Origin of the sequence: Pseudomonas sp. URMO17WK12:I11 (assembly GCF_007677725.1) — a bacterium.
GTDB lineage: Bacteria > Pseudomonadota > Gammaproteobacteria > Pseudomonadales > Pseudomonadaceae > Aquipseudomonas.
Genome location: NZ_VEDF01000003.1, coordinates 409,229 through 424,002 on the forward strand (window position 1 = coordinate 409,229; position 14,774 = coordinate 424,002).

General features: G+C 60.4%; 22 protein-coding genes and 1 tRNA gene. All 23 read left to right on the plus strand.

Annotated elements, in window-relative coordinates:
• Window positions 1–16: 16 nt before the first annotated feature.
• Window positions 17–110 (plus strand) — tRNA-OTHER (locus FS665_RS08250).
• Window positions 111–163: 53 nt separating this feature from the next.
• A complete protein-coding gene (locus FS665_RS08255; protein WP_145186071.1) occupies window positions 164–559 on the plus strand; it encodes a hypothetical protein in 396 nt (131 codons plus the stop codon).
• A 46-nt stretch (window positions 560–605) separates the two neighbouring features.
• Window positions 606–980 (plus strand): putative holin, encoded by a 375-nt coding sequence (locus FS665_RS08260; RefSeq protein WP_145186074.1) that lies wholly within the window; start codon window positions 606–608, stop codon window positions 978–980.
• Window positions 981–1,262, plus strand: coding sequence for a phage holin family protein (locus FS665_RS08265; RefSeq protein ID WP_145186077.1), 282 nt, complete (start codon window positions 981–983; stop codon window positions 1,260–1,262). It begins immediately after the preceding gene.
• A 48-nt stretch (window positions 1,263–1,310) separates the two neighbouring features.
• The gene (locus FS665_RS08270) at window positions 1,311–1,541 is read left to right on the plus strand and encodes a hypothetical protein (RefSeq protein ID WP_145186080.1); all 231 of its coding nucleotides are present in this window, start codon (window positions 1,311–1,313) and stop codon (window positions 1,539–1,541) included.
• 15 nt (window positions 1,542–1,556) lie between these two features.
• Window positions 1,557–1,787 carry a hypothetical protein gene (locus FS665_RS08275; protein WP_145186083.1) on the plus strand — a complete coding sequence of 77 codons (231 nt, stop codon included), beginning with the start codon at window positions 1,557–1,559 and terminating at the stop codon, window positions 1,785–1,787.
• Window positions 1,788–1,957: 170 nt separating this feature from the next.
• A complete protein-coding gene (locus FS665_RS08280) occupies window positions 1,958–2,269 on the plus strand; it encodes an HNH endonuclease (RefSeq protein ID WP_145186086.1) in 312 nt (103 codons plus the stop codon).
• Between the two features lie 148 nt (window positions 2,270–2,417).
• Window positions 2,418–2,846 (plus strand): hypothetical protein, encoded by a 429-nt coding sequence (locus tag FS665_RS08285; RefSeq protein ID WP_145186089.1) that lies wholly within the window; start codon window positions 2,418–2,420, stop codon window positions 2,844–2,846.
• Window positions 2,825–4,351 (plus strand): terminase large subunit, encoded by a 1,527-nt coding sequence (locus tag FS665_RS08290; RefSeq protein ID WP_145186091.1) that lies wholly within the window; start codon window positions 2,825–2,827, stop codon window positions 4,349–4,351. The genes FS665_RS08285 and FS665_RS08290 overlap by 22 nt, the downstream gene beginning before the upstream one ends.
• Window positions 4,351–5,619, plus strand: coding sequence for a phage portal protein (locus FS665_RS08295; protein WP_145186094.1), 1,269 nt, complete (start codon window positions 4,351–4,353; stop codon window positions 5,617–5,619). The genes FS665_RS08290 and FS665_RS08295 overlap by 1 nt, the downstream gene beginning before the upstream one ends.
• An 18-nt stretch (window positions 5,620–5,637) precedes the next feature.
• Window positions 5,638–6,297 (plus strand): HK97 family phage prohead protease, encoded by a 660-nt coding sequence (locus tag FS665_RS08300; protein ID WP_145186097.1) that lies wholly within the window; start codon window positions 5,638–5,640, stop codon window positions 6,295–6,297.
• 15 nt (window positions 6,298–6,312) lie between these two features.
• On the plus strand, window positions 6,313–7,479 hold the full coding sequence (locus FS665_RS08305; RefSeq protein ID WP_145186100.1) for a phage major capsid protein: 1,167 nt from the start codon (window positions 6,313–6,315) through the stop codon (window positions 7,477–7,479).
• A 41-nt stretch (window positions 7,480–7,520) separates the two neighbouring features.
• Complete coding sequence (locus tag FS665_RS08310) at window positions 7,521–7,706, plus strand: hypothetical protein (RefSeq protein WP_145186103.1); 186 nt, start codon at window positions 7,521–7,523, stop codon at window positions 7,704–7,706.
• A complete protein-coding gene (locus FS665_RS08315) occupies window positions 7,703–8,032 on the plus strand; it encodes a head-tail connector protein (RefSeq protein WP_256675065.1) in 330 nt (109 codons plus the stop codon). The genes FS665_RS08310 and FS665_RS08315 overlap by 4 nt, the downstream gene beginning before the upstream one ends.
• A complete protein-coding gene (locus FS665_RS08320; RefSeq protein ID WP_145186107.1) occupies window positions 8,029–8,355 on the plus strand; it encodes a phage head closure protein in 327 nt (108 codons plus the stop codon). The genes FS665_RS08315 and FS665_RS08320 overlap by 4 nt, the downstream gene beginning before the upstream one ends.
• Window positions 8,356–8,363: 8 nt before the next feature.
• A complete protein-coding gene (locus tag FS665_RS08325; protein WP_145186110.1) occupies window positions 8,364–8,543 on the plus strand; it encodes a hypothetical protein in 180 nt (59 codons plus the stop codon).
• A 3-nt stretch (window positions 8,544–8,546) separates the two neighbouring features.
• Window positions 8,547–9,047, plus strand: a complete 501-nt coding sequence (locus tag FS665_RS08330) for an HK97 gp10 family phage protein (RefSeq protein WP_145186113.1) — start codon at window positions 8,547–8,549, stop codon at window positions 9,045–9,047.
• Complete coding sequence (locus FS665_RS08335; protein WP_145186116.1) at window positions 9,040–9,426, plus strand: DUF3168 domain-containing protein; 387 nt, start codon at window positions 9,040–9,042, stop codon at window positions 9,424–9,426. The genes FS665_RS08330 and FS665_RS08335 overlap by 8 nt, the downstream gene beginning before the upstream one ends.
• Window positions 9,427–9,480: 54 nt before the next feature.
• Window positions 9,481–9,975 (plus strand): hypothetical protein, encoded by a 495-nt coding sequence (locus tag FS665_RS08340; protein ID WP_145186118.1) that lies wholly within the window; start codon window positions 9,481–9,483, stop codon window positions 9,973–9,975.
• 40 nt (window positions 9,976–10,015) lie between these two features.
• The gene (locus FS665_RS08345; protein WP_145186121.1) at window positions 10,016–10,345 is read left to right on the plus strand and encodes a hypothetical protein; all 330 of its coding nucleotides are present in this window, start codon (window positions 10,016–10,018) and stop codon (window positions 10,343–10,345) included.
• 297 nt (window positions 10,346–10,642) lie between these two features.
• Entirely contained in the window at window positions 10,643–10,954 is a 312-nt protein-coding gene (locus FS665_RS08355; RefSeq protein ID WP_145186127.1) for a hypothetical protein, read from the plus strand.
• Window positions 10,955–11,013: 59 nt separating this feature from the next.
• The gene (locus tag FS665_RS08360) at window positions 11,014–14,406 is read left to right on the plus strand and encodes a phage tail tape measure protein (RefSeq protein WP_145186130.1); all 3,393 of its coding nucleotides are present in this window, start codon (window positions 11,014–11,016) and stop codon (window positions 14,404–14,406) included.
• Window positions 14,406–14,756 carry a phage tail protein gene (locus tag FS665_RS08365; protein ID WP_145186133.1) on the plus strand — a complete coding sequence of 117 codons (351 nt, stop codon included), beginning with the start codon at window positions 14,406–14,408 and terminating at the stop codon, window positions 14,754–14,756. The genes FS665_RS08360 and FS665_RS08365 overlap by 1 nt, the downstream gene beginning before the upstream one ends.
• Window positions 14,757–14,774: the final 18 nt, after the last annotated feature.

Consider the following 14,774-nt stretch of genomic DNA (forward strand, 5'->3'; position numbering starts at 1 on the left):
TTTCATCGTTTGTCTCACCTGGTTAGCTCAGTCGGTTAGAGCGCGCGGCCTGCTGTTTTTACAGCGTCACACGTGCTGCGAGGTCGCAGGTTCAACTCCTGCCCCAGGTATCAATTCACAGCCTCGGCACCGGCCGGGGCTTTTTCATTTCTGGAGCATAGTGATGACCAGTCCAGTAGATGCCGCGCTATCTGCGCTTCAATCCACCGTGGACGCCCTCCGCGCCGAACTGAGTTCCCCGCAGGCGCGCAAGTACAAAGTGGCTTCACAGACGGTGATCACTGCGGATCGCTTCGAGCTAAGGGGCGCAGACGGCAAGGTCTACGCTGCCGGCCTCGGTATGGGCGTGTCCAGCCCCTTCGAAACGGCGTTGAGCCAGGGCATGGATGCCGCGCTCGAGTATCTGGCTGCGCAGATTGCCGAAACCAAGTTGGTCATCACCGCCGCAAAGGGATGCGCTGAAGCGGCCGACGCCGCGCTGCATGACCGCATTGAGCGGGTGGTAGGTGAATGCCTGCGCCGCGAACTGCGCCCAGGTGGCATGTTGCATCGCGGCTGAAGCTGCGTACCCGCTCTGCGGGTTTCTTTTTTTCAGGAGCACCCCTATGGCCGAACCGAGTACCGGCGCCCTTGCAGTGACCGGCGTACTTGCCAGTGTCGGCCTGGGTGCTGCATTCCCGCAGTTGGATCTGGCCACACTGGTCGGCTCTTTCGGTGGGGCTTTCTTCTACGTCGTCTTCGCGAAGGACATGAGCACCTGGCGCCGGATCGGCTACCTGCTGACTGGCTGGATTGGTGGCTACTTCGGTGCTGCCGAAATGATGGGCTGGGCTTGGACGAAGACAGCCGGGTTCAGCGCCTTCGTGTGTGGCGCTCTATGCGTGATCACGTTCTCTGGCCTCATCGAGTGGATGCAGACCGGCCAGCCGCCGCGGTGGTGGGCCTGGTTCTTCCGCCTCCTGGCCAGGAAGGAGGGTTGAATGGCTGCCGTAATCCAGGCCGCGCTGTGCGCCGTCATTTTCGTAATGATCGGGCTGCGCTACCGGCCGTATCCCGATGCCCGCTACAAGGTGGGTGTGTCCCTCATGGCCTGGGCCGCATGCGCGGTTACCGGCATGCAGTGCGTGAGCCTCATCGGGCGCATGGTGCTGCATGACGAGTTCGCCGACGTGTCCTGGTTCAACACTGCGTTCTACCTGCTGGCCGCCATGCTGGTGTGCCGGGCAAAAGGCAACGTGGCCAAGATCGTTCGGGTTGAATGATCCGCGCCACAAAATAGACAAGTGCCGTTTCGTGGCGCGGAGACACAGATGAACCGACAGCAGATCGCGACCGCGAGCAGCCTCTTCTTTACCCGCGACCAAGTGCAGCGCCGGCTTGACACGGTCCTGAGCGGCAAGGGTGTGTCACTGGCCATCACTGGCGACTACCAAGACGAGGCTGTTCTGCACTCGGTCAGCGATTCTCTGGCAGACCACTTCAGGGCTGAGCTGGCAGCGATTGATGACCAGCTCAAGCTGCTGGGTTGGAACGGCGAATAGCGTAGGTGATTGACGATGGCCAGAACGCGAGCGCCCTACACACCCTGCAAGCTCTACGTGGACGGCGCCGAGGGCATCGCAATCGGTGACTTCATCACCACGGCTGCAGGTTCTGCCTACCTGGTGCAGACGCTTCGAGTGAGCCGCACACGGCCCGAGCGCAAGCACATGGACTGCCTGCGCTGGCCAATCGCAGAGGTGCCGCCTGATGCGCGGTGCTACCAGCTGACCCGGTACAAGAGATAAGGAGAAGTCGCGATGGCCAGAATCTACGCCACCGTCACGTGCCGCCATCGCTGGTGGCTGAAGTACTACCTGGCTGGTGTCGTGCTCATGTGCCACCTGAGTGGGCGAGATCCCCACCCCGGTCGAGTGATGCGGTGGATCGAGCGCGGCATAGTGATAGAGGTGCGCTGATGGCCAACAACTCGCCCTGGCGTCACTTGTACAACACCAAGCGTTGGTACCGCCTGCGCTGGAAGCAACTGCAGGCAGAGCCGCTATGCCGGCTTTGCACAGCGCTGGGCAAGGTGGTGGCTGCTGCCATCGTGGACCACGTGAAGCCTCACAAGGGTGACGAAAAGCTGTTCTTCGACTCGACCAACCTCCAGTCGCTGTGCAAGCACTGTCACGACTCGGTGAAGCAGCGACAGGAGAAGAGCGGGCACTTGGTAGGGCACGACCTGAGCGGCATGCCCCTCGACCCGGCGCATCACTGGAACCTCTGAGACGGCCGCCGCGACGGCTTGAAGCACGTCAGAGGCCCCGTTTAGCACGCCAGTTCCCCTGGGGGAGGGTAAAAAGTAGCGGTTCTCATCTAGCAAGACCGCCCTCGACCCTCTTTCTTCATAAACCCGTAGAATTTTTGGAAAAATTATGGCCACTCGCGGCAGGAAATCAGTTGCCTCGATGACGGTCGCCTCAACGGTCGGGGTCGACAATCGGTTGGCACCGCCCCGCAACCTGACCCCTGCACAGAAGGCTGAATGGGTGCAGGTCGTTAATGCCAGGCCGGCCGACTGGTTCGGGCCGGAACATGCAGCAATGCTCGCCCAATATTGCCGGCACAAGGTCCAGGCCGACTTGATCGCGCAGCAGCTCGAGGACTTCCAGCCGGAGTGGTTGCTGGAGGACGAAGGGCTCAAGCGTTTCGACAAGTTGGGCGGCATGCTCGAGCGTGAAACCCGCGCCATGAATGCGCTGCTGCGGTCCATGCGCCTGACCCAGCAAAGCCTGCTGCGGGCAGACAAGGCGGTACCCGCGGGCGGTAAGGGGCGCAAGCCATGGCAGCAAAACGACGACTGACGCGAGGCGAACGCAACGCGCAGTGGATCGAGGACTACTGCCGAATTCCAGAAGGCCGGCTGGTTGGCCAGCGGGTCAAGCTCACGAAGCACCAGCGCAAATGGCTGAAGCGGATTTACGACACGCCGACCCGGACATTCATCCTGTCCATGGCACGGAAGAACGCCAAGACCGCGCTGTCTGCGTTCATCCTGCTGTTGCATCTGTGCGGTCCGGAGGCCAGACCCAATTCGCAGCTATACAGCGCGGCTCAGTCCCGTGACCAGGCCGCGATTCTGTTCGAGCTGGCCGCCAAGGTGGTTCGGATGAGCCCGGATCTCTCCGAGTTCGTGAACATCCGCGACACCGCCAAGGAGCTGCTCTGCGGCGAACTCGGCACTTTTTACAAGGCCTTGAGCGCAGACGCCGCGACCAAGTTCGGCTTGAGCCCGGCGCTGGTGATCCACGACGAACTCGGGCAGGTAGTCGGTCCACGCTCCCAGCTTTACGAAGCGCTTGAGACAGCCAGTGCTGCCCAGGAGCAGCCGCTGTCGATCATCATCAGCACGCAGGCCCCGACCGATGCCGACCTGTTAAGCCTGCTGATCGACGATGCCCTGACAGGCGCCGATCCTAGAAACAAGGTCGAGCTGTGCACGGCGCCGATGGACATGGACCCGTTCAGCGAGGAAGCCATTCGTGCGGCCAACCCGCACTTTGATGACTTCATGAACAAGGACGAGGTGTTCCGCCAGGCGTCGGATGCTAAACGACTGCCGAGCCGCGAGCCTGCATACCGAAACCTGATCCTCAACCAGCGCGTAGAAGCCCGCAGCCCCTTCATTCCTCGGGCAATTTGGATGGAGAACGGCGCGGAGCCGGATAGCTTGGAGGGCCAGCGTGTTTACGGAGGCCTCGACCTGTCCAGCGTGAGCGACCTCACCGCCCTAGTGTTGGTTGGCGAGCAAGGAGACGTTGACCCAACGTTCTGGCTTCCAGAAGAGGGCCTGGCCGAGAAGTCTCGAAACGACCGCGTGCCGTATGACAAGTGGGAGCGCGACGGCTTCCTCCAGACCACACCGGGGCGGGCGATCGAGTACGAGTTTGTGGCTCATTACCTGCGTGACGTGTTCAACCGGTACGACGTGCAGGTGCTGAATTTCGACCGGTACAACATGCGCTTTTTGAAGCCCTGGCTCGAGCGTGTGGGCTTCACCGAGAACGAGCTCAAGCGCTTCAAGGAGTTCGGTCAAGGCTTCGTGAGCATGTCGCCGGCGCTTCGCGAGCTTGAATCTCGATTGCTCGCCAAGAAGTTGAGGCACGGGATGCATCCAGTGCTTTCGATGTGTGCTGCGAACGCGGTCGCCGTCAGCGATCCGGCAGGTGGTCGCAAGTTCACCAAAGCCAAGGCCAGCGGCCGTATCGACGGCATGGTGGCGCTGGCGATGGCTGTAGCAGCATCCAGTGAGCCCGAAGAAACCCGAACAAACCTCGACGCATTCCTTAGACGACCGATGAGCATGTGATGGCAGACACCGACTACAGCATTGACCTGCGCACTCGCAGCCCGTTTTGGGCGCGCATGGCGAGCTTCTTCGTCGGCGGCCGACTGGTTTCGCCGGACAAGGGCTCGCAGACAGGCCCCGTATCAGCGCAGGGGGTCGTGGGTGAGTCCGTAATCAGCGATGAGCGCGCGCTGCAAATCGCCACTGTCTTCGCCTGCGTGAGGCTGATATCAACCGTTTCTGCAGGCTTACCCCTAGATGTGTTTGAAACCAAAGGCGATGACCGGCTTAAGGTGGGGATGAACAACCCTCTGGCCCGACTTCTGCGCTTCAGCCCTAACCAGTTCATGACGGCGGTCGAGTTCCGCGAAGCCATGACGATGCAGCTGTGTTTCTACGGCAATGCCTACGCACTCATTGAGCGCAACAGTGTTGGCGACGTGATCAGCTTGATGCCGTTGTTGTCGGTCAACATGGATGTGCGGCTGGAGAACAAGCGAGTCGTTTACCGGTACCGCCGCGACAATGAGTGTGCGAATTTCAAAGCGTCGGAGATTTTCCACCTCAAAGGCTTTGGCTTTAACGGACTGGTCGGGCTGTCACCTATAGCATTTGCAGCCAAGACCACCGGTGTGGCCGTGGCGATGGAAGACCAGCAGCGGGACTTCTACGCCAATGGCGCAAAATCGCCACAGATCCTCTCCACTGGTGATCAGACGCTCAGCGATGCGCAGCGGGATCAGATCGAGGAGAACTTCAAGGAGATCTCTGGCGGTCCGGTGAGAAAGCGCCTGTGGGTGCTCGAAGCAGGATTCACCACGCAACCGATCGGCGTGAGCGCCCAGGACGCGGAAACGATGGCCGCTCGCAAGTTCCAGGTGAGCGAGCTGGCGAGGTTCTTCGGCGTACCGCCGCACCTGGTGGGTGATGTTGAGAAGTCCACCAGCTGGGGCACGGGCATCGAGCAGCAGAACCTCGGATTCTTGCAGTACACCTTGTCCCCGTACCTCAACCGCTGGGAGTACGCCATCGAGCGATGGCTGCTCAAGCCTGGCGACGTGGGTCGGTACCACGCCGAGCACAACATTGACGGCCTGCTGCGCGGTGACTCGGCCGCACGCGCTGCCTTCATGGGCACGCTGGCGGACAAGGGCCTTCGCACCATCAACGAGCTGAGACGGCTGGACAACATGCCGCCGCTGCCTGGCGGGGATGTTGCGACCCGGCAATCGCAGAACGTGCCAATCACCCAACTCGGTAATCCAGACCCCGCATCCAGCGGGGTTTGATCTTTCTGGAGGCAGCAAATGCCAAGCGTTTGCAAAACCCTGGCCTTCGATCAGGCCGCAATCAAGTTTGCCAACGGCGGCGCCCAGGGCGTTTTCGAGGGCTATGCCAGTGTGTTCGGCGTGGTCGACGGCGATGGAGACATCATCGAGCCCGGTGCGTTTGCTCAGGCTCTCAAGAGCCAATCTCGCGCCGTGGCCATGTTCTTCAACCACCGACGCAATGAGATCCCGGTGGGCAAATGGCTCGACCTCGCCGAGGACAGCACGGGCTTGCATGTTCGCGGCGAGCTCACGCCAGGCAATCCCCAGTCGGAGGCGCTCAAGGCCGCGATGATTCATGGGACGGTCGGCGGTATGTCCGTGGGTTTCAGCGCGGCCAAGCAAGACGTTACCTCGATTGCCACGGGCTATTCGTTCCGGAACGTGACACGCCTGACAGAGATCAGCGTTTGCACCTTCCCGGCCAACGAATCGGCCACCGTTTCCACGCTGAAAAGCATGGACACCATCGAAAGCATCCGTGATGCGGAGAACTGGCTGAGAGATTCAGCCGGCCTTTCCAAGTCCGAAGCGCAGGCGTTCATCGCCCGCATTAAGTCCGCAGTTCGGAGCGAGTCCGAAGGCGGCGACGACATCGCCGCGCTCTTGGAGCGCATCAACACCTTCCCCAAACTCTGAACCGAGGATTACCCCATGTCCGAACTGGCCCAAGTCCAGAAGGCGATCGAAACCGCACAGACTCGCATGACCGAGCTGTTCGATGCCCAGAAGAAAGAAATCGAGGAGAACGGCACCGTCAGCAAGAAGCTGCAGGCTGACCTGACCACTGTTCAGGAAGAACTGAAAACCGCTGGCACCCGCCTGTTCGACATTGAGCAGAAGCTGGCTGGCGGCAATCCTGACGACCCATCCACCAAGAAAAGCTTCGCGGCCCAGACCGCCGAAGATCTGCAGAAGTCCTGGGATGGCAAATCGTCCGGCAAGGTAGACGTTAAGAGCTTCGACAAGCAGCTCGGCAGCGGCGCGGCATCGGCCGGCGCACTCATCCAGCCCCAGGTAAACCCTGGCATTCTGATGCCCGGCCTGCGCCGGCTGACCATCCGTGACCTGCTGGCCCAGGGGCGTGTCAGCTCCAACTCGCTCGAATACGTGCGCGAAAATGTCTTCGTCAACAGCGCTGCACCGGTCGCCGAAGGCAATCTCAAGCCTGAGTCGAACCTGACCTTCACCAAGGAAACGGCGACCGTCAAAACCATCGCCCACTGGATCCAGGCATCGCGCCAGGTCATGGACGATGCGCCGATGCTCGAATCCTACGTCAACAACCGACTGTTGTTCGGCCTGGCGCTGGCCGAGGAAGGCCAGATGCTCAACGGCGACGGCACCGGTGACAACCTGCTGGGCCTGAACAAGGTGGCCACTGCCTACGATGGCAGCCTGACCGCTACTGGTGACACCCGCGCGGACATGATTGCCCACGCGATCTTCCAGACCAGCGAGTCGGAGTTCGAAGCGTCTGGCATCATCCTCAACCCCCGCGACTGGCACGCCATCGCGCTGCTGAAAGACGCCGATGGCCGCTACATCTTTGGCGGTCCGGCTGCCTTCGCTGCCAAGGTCATGTGGGGCCTGCCAGTGGTAGCAACCAAGGCCCAGGCCCAGGGTACTTTCACCGTCGGCGGCTTCGACCTCGCTTCGCAGGTTTGGGATCGCATGGACGCCACCGTCGAGGTCAGCCGCGAAGACCGCGACAACTTCGTCAAGAACATGCTGACGATCCTGTGTGAAGAGCGACTGGCGCTGGCTCACTACCGCCCGACCGCGATCATCAAAGGCTCGTTCGCCGATCTCAACCCATAACCGACACTGAGGCCGGGGCAGGCAACTGCCTCGGGTTGCCGATGATCAAGATTCGTGCATTGCGGCAGTTTTCCCACTACCACGCTGGCAACTTCGATCAGCATGAGGAGCGCCAGGTCGAGGAGTCGGCAGCTGAGGCTCTGGTGGGCATGGAGCTCGCCGAATATGTGGACGGTGCACCACACAAGGATGAAGACGCCTCAGCCAAGCCGGTCCGGAAAAAATGAGTATCGCCGCTCTTGAGCTGGTGCCGCTCGAAACGATCAAGCTGCATTTGCGGGTGGACGACGACACCGAGGACGCTCTGATCACGCTGTACGCGGAGTCTGCACTGGCCTGGGCATTGTGGTACTGCGACAACCCAGACTTGGTGGGATTCGACAGCTTTCCCGCCAGTTTCAGAGCGGCGCTGCTGCTGTTAATCGGCCACTCCTACGCGAATCGCGAAGCTGTGGTTACCGGCACCATCGCGAATGCCTTGCCAATGGCCGTGCAGTCATTGCTCTGGTCATCGCGATGCTTTCGGCGCCGGGATAGGGAGACAGAGCCATGAAGGCAGGCCCCTTGCGTCACCGCTGCATCCTGGCCAAGCCTGAGCGGGTGCAGAACTCCACTGGTGGCTTCGAACAAGGCTGGCCGCTACTGGCCGAGGTGTGGGCTGAAGTCACCATGCCCACTGGCCGGGTCAGCCCGGTTGCCGAACAGCTCCAGGCCACGGTAACTGCTGAGATCCGCATCCGACCGCGAAGTGACGTGGCCGCCGGCTGGCGGATCACCGAAAAGCGCACCGGCATCACCTACAAGGTCGAGGCCACGCTACTCAACAACGAACGGGACATGCTGCGGCTGTTGTGCTCCAGCGTCCCTAACCCATGAGGTGAACCATGAAAATTCAAGCACTCGGGCCACTGACCGGCGCCTCCGGTGAGCGGGAGAAGGGCGAGGTCTTCGTCGTTGAAAAGGCTTATGGCGAAGGTCTGATCGCCCGCGGCTATGCCGTGGAAATCAAGGACGAGCCAGCCAGCTCCGAAAAGCCCGCGAAGGCTGCCCAGGCCAAGGAGTAGGTCATGGCCCGCCGCTCGAAGATGCGCGGCGATATTCGCCTGCGGCGCACGCTGCGCAACATTCACAAGACGATGGACAACGAGCTGGCGCCGGCCATGCGCAAGTCGGCTGAGCGCATCCTGGCTACCCAGCAGCAACTCATGCCCAAGGACACAGGCGCCGCTGCGGCCGCGCTGAAGATCTACGTCGCTCCCAGCGGCCTGGATGCGCAGATCGGCATACGCGGCAAGCGCGACAACCGAAAGTTCTTCTACCTGCGCTTCATCGAGTACGGCACCAAGGGCTACATGGGCGGCAAGCGGGCTGGCAACAGAAACCGGCGCGCTACCAACAAGAGCGACGGCATGCACTTCTTCGGCAAGTATCCGGACATTCCGGCGCGGCCTGCACACCCGTGGCTTCGGCCCTCCATCGACGTGAACCGCGAGTATGTGATGGCCGACATCAACGAAGCAGTGCGGCGCACGCTGCGCAAGGCAAGCCAGGGGGTGGGCAATGGCTGATCCCTCGGTAGCGTTGCAGGAGGCGGTATTTGCGAGGCTTACGGCTGAGGTCAGCTGCCCGATCTACGACGGCGCGCCAATGAATGCCGACATGCCCTATGTGTCGATTGACCGCGAGGTGTCGCTCAACGTCAGTCCGATCTCCGGGCGCAGGCGCGAGCAGCGCCTGCTGTACCTGTCGGTCTGGTCAGATGCCATGGGCCAGGCCGAGGTGAAAGGGATCAACGCTGAGGTTATCGCCGCCCTGGACGAGCGGCCCCTGCCGCTGTCGGTAGGGCGCGCCGTGTCGGTGCGCGTTATCCAGTCCGACGCCCAGCGCGATGCTGACGGCGTCACCTATCAGGGATCGATCACCGTCCGCGTGATCACCACCCACTGATTCAACCACCGGCCGCCCAGCGGCTTTATCCAATGTGCCTTTGGAGGAACACCCATGGCCGATGACAACCTGAACACAGCCGCCGGCTGCCGCTTTTTCATTGGCGGCAAAACCGGCGCTGATACGCAAACTGAATATGAAGCCGACACCTATGTAGAGGTCGGTGAGATCGAAGACCTGGGCGAATTCGGCGATACCTTCAGCAGCGTGAACTTCACGTCGCTCAAGGATGGCCGCGTGCGCAAATATAAGGGCACCGCTGACGCTGGCGACCTGACCCTTACCGTAGGGCTCGACAACGGCGATGCGGGCCAGAATGCGGTCAAGACTGCGCACAAGGACCGTAGCAAGGGCGACTACAACATCAAGATGACGCTGAATGACGGAGACCCGACAGCTACCCCGGTGATCGCGCCGACCACCTTCTACATGCGCGGAAAGGTGATGAACAACACCGTCGCGCCAGGCGCGGCTGACAACGTTGTGCGCCGCAACATCACTATCGGCATCAACTCCGATATCTTGGAGCTGCTGCCAGCCTCCGCGTAAACGCCCGGGGCTTGGCCCCGGCTTCCAAGGACAATGAGTTATGAACAAGACCCTTCACGGGACTGTGACCGTAAAATTGGGCGATGAGGAGTTTGTCCTCCTGCCAACGTTGAAAGCGGTTCGAGCCATTGAAAGCCGGTTTGGTGGCCTGCGTGGGGCTTCTCAGACCATCACGGCTTTGAGTATTGATGGCTGCGCGATTATCCTGGCCGCGGGCGCCGGGCTGGAAGGAAAGGATGCCGATGCCATCCCCGAGAAAGTGTGGCAAGCCGGTGTGCTGGGCGTCGCGAGCGAGCTCAACACGTACCTGATCGCTCTTTACAACCCGCGCGGCGGTGATCCGGGAAAGGAGGCAGCCGGGGGGGCGTAAGTGTTGTCGAGGATGGCAGCTACGTTGACCGGCTTTACTCTATTGCCACCGGCTGGCTTGGATGGGCGCCTGATCTTGCCTGGCGGACACCCCTGCCCGAGTTGTTCATGGCATTGGACGCTCGGCTTGAGTGGACACAGATGAATAACCCGTTCGGCAAGGCGAAAGCGCAGTCAGGAAAGGGCAAGTCGAGTGCTTCGAATGTGGCCGAAAAGCTGCGCCAGGCGCTGACCGGTAGGTCAGGCAACTGAGCATGGGGCTGTGGTAAATTCACGCGCCCACCAAGGAGATTGCCCCATGAAGAAATTTGTCACGCTGCTGGCAGCCTGTGTATTGGCTGCCTGCACCACCTACGGAAAGCCAGTGACACAGGCGCAGTTGGACCAGATCAAGCAGGGTGTCACCACCAAGGAAGAGCTGCTTAGCAGTTTCGGTAAGCCGCTTGCATCAACCAGGAACTCAGACGGTACTCAGATCCTGTCGTGGGGATACGCCAAGGTAGGGTTTGCTGGTTCGAGCTACGCGAACCAGGGGCTTAGCGTTGTCTTAGATGCTGACGGGAAGGTAGTCAGCTACACCACAACCGAGATGTCCAACCCGTACAGATAGAACAAGTGGATTAATAATCAACCCGGCCAAGCGCCGGGTTTTTGCATTTTGGAGAGCTTATGGCGGACCAGCAAATTCAGGGCATGTTGGTCCAGATCGAGGCGACTACTGCTCAGCTGCGCCGCGAGCTGGCCACCGCTGATCAACTGGTGGCGCGGTCGTCGCAGGGCATCGACCGCAACCTGGCTCAAGTGGACTCCGCATTTGATCGTGCTGGCAAATCTGCCCAGCAGGCTGGCTTGCTTATCCGCGGTGCTTTTGCTGCTGTCGCCGGCGCTGGCTTGGTTGGCGGCATCATCAAGCAGGTCGATGCTTACGGGCAGATGTCCGACCGCATGCAAGCTGCCGCCGGGAGCGGCGCCGAATATCAGCTGGTGCAGGAGCACCTGCTGCAGACCGCGAATGAAACCTATCGCCCGCTGGCCGAGGCTCAGGAGCTCTACATTCGCACTGCCGGGGTGATGCGCGACCTTGGATACGACACCCAAAAAACTCTGGACATAACCGATAGCTTCAGCTTCCTGCTGGTGACCAACGCTGCGTCCGCAGACAAAGCCGGTTCCGCTCTCGATGCCTATTCCAAAGCGCTGCAAACCGGCAAAGTAGAGGCTGACGGCTGGGTTTCCATCCAGACCGCAATGCCCACGATTGTCGATGCGATAGCTACCGGTACCGGCAAAAGCGCCGATCAGATCCGCAAATTGGGCGTGGAAGGCAAACTTGCGCTGGACGATCTCAATAATGGGCTGCTGAACACTGTCGAAACGAATCGCCAGGCAGCAGCTGAGATGTCGACCAGCGTGCAGGATGCGCTGACCAATATTGGCAACGCCATCAGCACTTTTCTTGGAAACATGGAAGAGAGCACCGGTGTAGTCGGCGGGCTGTCCCAAGTTCTTCTGGTGCTTGGCGACAATGTCGAATTGGTCGCTGCGGCGATGGGCGTGGCAGGGGTCGCAGCGCTTACCAATTATGTGGCTAAATCGGGCTTGGCTCTGAAGGCGGCTCTGGCTCAGTACCGCGCAGAAGTCCAAAACGCTCAGGCTGCTCTGCGTGCAGCTGAAGCGCAGCGCCTGTATGCCCAGGCACAGCTACAGCAGGCCCAAGCCACAATCGCGGCAACCAGTGGATTACAGCGTCTTTCGCTCGTTCAGAGCGAGCTGATCCCCAAGCAGGCGGCGCTAAAGGCCTCGACCGACGCGCTGGCCATTGCCCAGGCCAACCTTACCCGTGCTGCCACTGGCGGCCTGCTTGCGGCAATGGGCGGGCCAATGGGCATCGCAATGCTCGCCGGTACAGCAGCAGCCAGCTTCCTACTTCTGCGCGATAACTCTGATTCGCTGGAAAAGAAGCTTGGCGACCTAAACGATCCGCTGGACAAGTTGGTAGAGCGGTTCGGTAAGCTCAACAAGGCCACCCAGGCGGTGGCTCTGCGGGAGCTGAAAGGCACTCTCGAGGACACAGCCAGCGAGTTGAGTCAGGTGGCTGGATCCATTGCCGACCGTTTCGAAAACAGTCTCCGGGAAGTCGGCGCCGCTGGCGTTGATGGCTTCGTGGGCAGCCTAGTTCCATTGCCCGCCGAAGCGCAGAAGGCGCTGGATCTGGTTCGGGAAGCGGCCAATCAGGCGGCTACCGGTGCAGTGGTGGATTGGAAGGCTGTCGCAGATCAGGTGCGCGGCATTCCCGCCGTCACCGAGGCCATGGCACAGGCCATCGAAACAGGTCAAATCAAGGCCTCCGAGCTCAGCGCACAGTTACAGAACTTACGCGCAAAGCTCGGGGAGCTGACGGAGGAAACCGACCGAAACACGGCTTCGACCCAGGCTAATACCGCCGCGAAGATCGGCATGAGCACTGCCGGGCAGACCTACCTCGACACTCTGCAAAAGCAGTTGGGCGGCCTGCAAGATAATAACGACGCGATCAAGATAGCCAATCGCTACATTGCCGAGCATGCCGACCTCACAGACACCGACCGCAGCGCGATCCTCTCAGCGGCAACCGCTATTGAATCGCAGAAGAGAGTCAACGATGCGGCGAACAAGGCCAAGCGAAAAGGCGAGTCTGAGAGCGAAAAGGCTACCAAGAAGCAACTCAAGGACTTCGAATCGACCGAGGAGGGTTTCCAGCGTCAGATCCAGCTGATCAACACCACGGGCGACAAGCAGAAAGACGCGACCGAGGTGGCAAAGCTATCGTTCGAGTTGCAAGAGGGGAAGCTTGGGAACCTATCCAAGGCTCAGCAAAAGCGCCTGTTGGAATTGGCAGCCGAGCTCGATGGGCTCAACAAGATCAAGAAAGCAAACGAGGACGCGCTTAAGCTGAGCGCTTTCAAAGCTGCACAGGCCTCCGGTACACAAACAGCGGTCAACGGCTATACGCAGGAACTGGCCGGGATCGGCATGGGAGACAAAGCCCGAGACCGGATGCGTGCCGACCTGGCTGTGCGACAAAAGTATGTCGAGGATCTCAAATCCCTCAATGAGCAACGCAACACGGGCCAGATCAGCGCAGAGCTTTACGCCAGCCAGACGGGGGTTCTTCAGGAAGAGCTAAATAAGCAGTTATTCGCCCAGCAGATGTACTACGAGAGGGTAGACGAGCTTCAAGCAAATTGGGTCTTGGGCGCGCAGGAGGCATGGCAGAACTACGCCGATGCAGCGACAAATTATTCAGCTATCGCAGCTGATGCCACCAGCTCGACTCTCGGAAGCGCCCGGAGTGAGATGGGCGCGTTTTTCTCTGACATGGCTACTGGGTCAAAAGATGCCGGCGACGCCATGACTGACATGATAACTGGCTTCGGCAAGTCCGTTATTTCGACCCTGGCCGATATGGGTGCTCAGTGGCTGATCTACCAGGGAGTACAGCTGGTAGTAGGCAAAACAACCCAAGCAAGCGCAAGTCTTGCTCTAGTCGCAAACGCTCAAGCAACAGCATTCCAGGCCAGCCTCGCTGCTTTCGCGTCTACCGCTGCCATTCCTATCGTGGGTCCGGCGCTGGCACCTGGCGCCGCTGCAGCTGCGGCTGCCGCCACCGCGCCGATGGTGGCGGGGGTGGCCGCTACATCAGCGATGGCAGGGGCGGGGTTTATGGAAGGCGGTTATACCGGCCACGGGCGTAAGGATGAAATCGCCGGACCGGTACACCGAGGCGAGTATGTGTTTGACGCTGAGGCAACAGCCAGAATAGGCGTGGGCAACCTTGAGGCTCTCAGTGATGGGCGGGTAGGAATGGTCGGGCGCCAGTCTTCCGTTACTGCTGGCAGTGAACAGGCGGGCAGCGCTCCGCAAATCATCATCAACTCGCCAATAAACGTGCAGGCGCAGCCGGGGGTCAGCGATGAGCAAGCTCGGCGCCAAGGTGCTGGGGTGAGGGAAGGCTTCGAAGATGTCGTGCGTGACGTGTTGTACCGGGAAACCCAGCAAGGTGGACTGCTTTGGAGGAAGTGATGACAGAGATCTTCAGCTTTGACGTTGAGGCAGAGGCTGACGGCGAAATTAAACAGAACATCTGGGAAAACAACTTCGGTGACGGTTTTGTTCAGTCGGGCGGGACTGGAATCAACAACAAATCCGATTCGTGGAGCCTATCCCATACAGGGCTGTTAGTTGATGGTGAAGAAGCTTTCGAGATCCGTAAATTTCTGGACCGCCATGAGGGATACCGGACCTTTTTCTGGACGCCGCCAGGGGGTTCTCAGGGTCGCTACAGGGCCAAAGGCTACAAGCTGAGATCACGTGGTAGTCCTGACTTGGTCACTATCACCTGGACCTTTGAGCAGAGATTCACTCCCTACTGACCCCGCAATGGCGGGGTT